Origin of the sequence: Finegoldia sp. (genome assembly GCF_046991905.1) — a bacterium.
Lineage (GTDB): Bacteria > Bacillota > Clostridia > Tissierellales > Peptoniphilaceae > Finegoldia.
In genome coordinates this window covers 1-3,549 of sequence record NZ_JBKWZF010000105.1, presented here as the reverse complement: position 1 = coordinate 3,549, position 3,549 = coordinate 1, and the positions used below count along the sequence as shown (strand labels likewise).

Annotated in this window: 3 protein-coding genes; all 3 read left to right on the top strand. The window is 32.8% G+C overall.

From position 1 onward, the window contains the following. The coding region (locus ACLUJM_RS13205; RefSeq protein ID WP_412413019.1) for an ATP-binding cassette domain-containing protein at positions 1-353 on the top strand (353 nt) is incomplete at its 5' end. Positions 354-368: 15 nt separating this feature from the next. Then, the gene (locus ACLUJM_RS13200) at positions 369-2,078 is read left to right on the top strand and encodes an ABC transporter ATP-binding protein (protein WP_028077760.1); all 1,710 of its coding nucleotides are present in this window, start codon (positions 369-371) and stop codon (positions 2,076-2,078) included. Continuing rightward, positions 2,079-3,549 (top strand): ABC transporter ATP-binding protein (locus ACLUJM_RS13195; protein WP_412413018.1); only part of this gene is annotated, 1,471 nt, incomplete at its 3' end.

The following is a 3,549-nucleotide window of genomic DNA, read 5'->3' as shown; positions in this document are numbered from 1 at the left end:
AAGCAGAGGATATATTAAGAAAATTAGGATTGATTGACTTAAAAAGGAAACATCCCGCAACTCTATCTGGCGGACAAAAGCAAAGGCTTGTTTTAGGTGTAGCTATGATGAGAAATGTTCCAATGATTATTTTAGATGAACCAACATCCGGCTTAGATTTTAATAGTATGGAGAAGGTTAGAACTTTAATTAAGGAACAACAAAAAAATGGGACGAAATTTTTCATTATCTCACATGATATTGAATTTGTTGCAAGAACTTGCAATAGAATCTTAAAACTTGATAGAGGAGAAATTACAGAAGATTATTATTTGAAAAACATAGAAGATTTATTGAAGTCAATGAATGTTTAGGAGGCGAAAACAGGTATGTTAAAGAAACATTTTGGACAAATTTTTTTAGCAGTTTTTGTCGCAGTATTAGGGGTGCTTTGTGGCGTTTTACCCTATTTTGCAATGGCAAAAATTGTTGAACACATAGCAATGGGGAATACAAATTTTTTGGTTTATAAAGCACCAATGCTTATAATTTTAAGCGGACTTTTAGGAAGTGTTATTTTTCATGAGATTTCAACACTGACTTCTCATAATCTTGCCTTCCGTATTATCGAAGATGAAAGAAAGAAACTTACGAGAAAGATAAGCAGATTATCTATGGGAGAAGTTGAAAAAAAGAGTAGTGGAGAATGGACACAATTTATGGTTGAAACTCTTGATAAAATGGAACAACCTATTGCACATGTGATTCCAGAAGTTGTTGCCAATGTTATTATTCCAATTGTATTAGTTATAACAGTATTTGTACTTGATTGGAGAATAGGTCTTGCAAATCTTATAACGCTTCCTCTTGGCGCATTGTTTTCTTTTTTAATGATGGGTGGATACGAAGAAAAATCTCGTAACTACCAACAAGCTGCTAAAAACATGAACACCACAGCTGTTGAATATATAAGAGGAATTCAGGTTATAAAGGCTTTTAATAAATCAGCTTCTTCTTATGGGAAATTTGTAGACGCTGTTAATAAGAATAGAGACAGTATGCTAAATTGGTATTTAAGTGTTTGTTTCTATATGACAGCTGCAATGGAAATTCTTCCTTCTACTTTATTATTTGTTTTGCCAGTTTCGTTATTCTTATATTTAAAGGGAAGCATATCTGTTGGGATTTTAATCATGTGCGTACTTTTATCATATGCTACTTATAAGCCTTTAATTAAGGCGATGAGCCATATGGATACTATGGCAAATGTAAGAGTTGTAATTGATGAAATAAAAGCGGTAATGAATTTGCCAGAACTTGAAAGAGGAGACAGTAATCAACAAATATCCTCTTATAGTATAGATTTTAAAAATGTAAACTTCGGCTATAACAATGAAAAAAAAGTTTTTAATAATTTATCTTTTAGTGCAGAAGAAAATCAACTTACAGCGATTGTTGGGTATTCAGGAGGTGGAAAATCTACCATTGCAAAATTGATTGCAGGATACTGGAATGTTGATGGTGGAGAAATTCGCATAGGGAATGTGAATGTGAGAGACCTTTCACTTGAACGAAATATGGATCTTGTTACTTATGTTTCACAGGAAAATTATCTTTTCAGAAAAAGCATTTTAGAGAATATGAAATTAGCAAAACCGAATGCAAGTATAGAAGAAATTAAAGAGGCATGCAAGAAAGCAAGTTGCCATGATTTTATTATGAGTTTGCCAAATGGATATAACACAATCATCGGTGAAGCTGGAAATAATCTTTCTGGTGGAGAAAGACAAAGGATTACAATTGCAAGAGCATTATTAAAAGACAGCCCTATTGTTGTTTTGGATGAAGCCACTGCTTATTCTGATCCGGACAATGAAGCGGAAATTCAGAAATCTATAGATGCATTGGTCCAAAATAAAACGGTGATTATGATTGCTCATAGACTTTCTACAATTGTTCATGCCAATAAAATTATTGTACTAAAAAACGGAGAAATAGAAGCTCAAGGTAGTCATACAGAACTTCTTGATAAAAGTGAAACCTACGCAAAAATGTGGAAATCCCACATTAGTGCATATCAAAAAGCGGAGGTGATATAAATGAAAGAGCTAATTAAGAAATTGTATATGATTGCAGGAAAAGAATCCTCTAAAATCAGCAGAATGTTATTATTTGAAGTTCTTAAAAGTATTTTTGAAGGTGTTGCACTTGGAGCGATTATGCTTTTATTGCTTAGAGTATTTCAAAACATTTTTGAGCATAGAGCTGTTGTTATACAAGATGTATATATTGTCTTTGGGGTAGCATTGCTAAGCGTTGTAGGGAAAGTGTTGTGCAGTTATTTGGCAGACCGTAACAAGTACATTGCTACTTATAATATGGGAGCAGAGAACAGATTATATATCGGAGATCAATTAAAACGAGTTAATATGGGTTACTTTAACAGTAATCGTCTTGGAACTATTTCCGGAGGATTAACGACAATAATCGGTGAGCTTGAAACGGTAGGAGTAAATATAATAGAAACACTTTTTGTGGGAGTTATCCAAACGACAATAATGGCACTTTTTATGCTTCCTTTTGATTTTGTTACAGGGTTAATTATATTAGTAACCTTGTTATTAGGAATGCTGACTAATGCCTTGTTCCAAAAGAAAGCAGATGAACTAACCAAGAAATTACAAGTGTTAAAAATCAACTTAAATGCAACTACTTTGGAATATGTTAAAGGTATTAGTGTTATAAAATCCTTTGGAAAAGGGAAAGAAATGATAGCTGAATTAGATAACAGTATTCTTGAAAATCGAAAGGGATTTATCAATGTCGAGAAAACTGTTGCACCTGCTGTTCTGATTTTTCTATCTATTTTTAAATTGGGTGTTTGTGCAATTATTTTATCAGCTGTTGTACGATTTTGTTCTGGAGACATTACACCATACAAAGCAGTTATGTTAATTGTATCAAGCTTTATTGTATTTGCCGGTTTTGAAATGGCAGGAAGTATGCAAAATATAAGAGGTGTGGCAGTTCAAAATTTAGATGAAATAGCAAAACTTCGTGAGCTTCCAACAATTTCAGAAGGGAATATAACGGAAATAGGAAAAGCAGAAATTTGTCTAAACAATGTACATTTTTCGTATGATGAAAAGCCTTTGTTTGAAAATATCAATGTTTTTATTCCTGAAGGAAAGACTACAGCTATTGTAGGTGGGTCAGGCAGTGGAAAAACAACACTTTGTAATTTAATTGCAAGATTTTGGGATGTGAATAGCGGAGAAATTTTAATTGATGAAAATAATGTAAAAGATTTTCAATATGATAGTCTTCTTTCTGATTTCACTTTTGTTTTTCAAGATGTGTACCTTTTTGATGATACCGTAAAAAACAATATAAAGTTTGGAAATCCAGATGCAAGCGATGAGGAAGTGATAGAAGTTGCAAAACAGGCACAATGCCATGATTTTATTATGAATCTACCTGAAGGCTATGAAACTGTTTTACAAGAAGGTGGTTCTAATTTATCAGGAGGCGAAAGACAGAGAATTTCTATTGCCAGAGCAATGTTGAAAC

What these genes read in the sequence shown, in the direction of transcription:
- ACLUJM_RS13200 (WP_028077760.1), top strand. Translation starts at nt 369, where the DNA reads ATGTTAAAGAAACATTTTGGACAAATTTTTTTAGCAGTTTTTGTCGCA.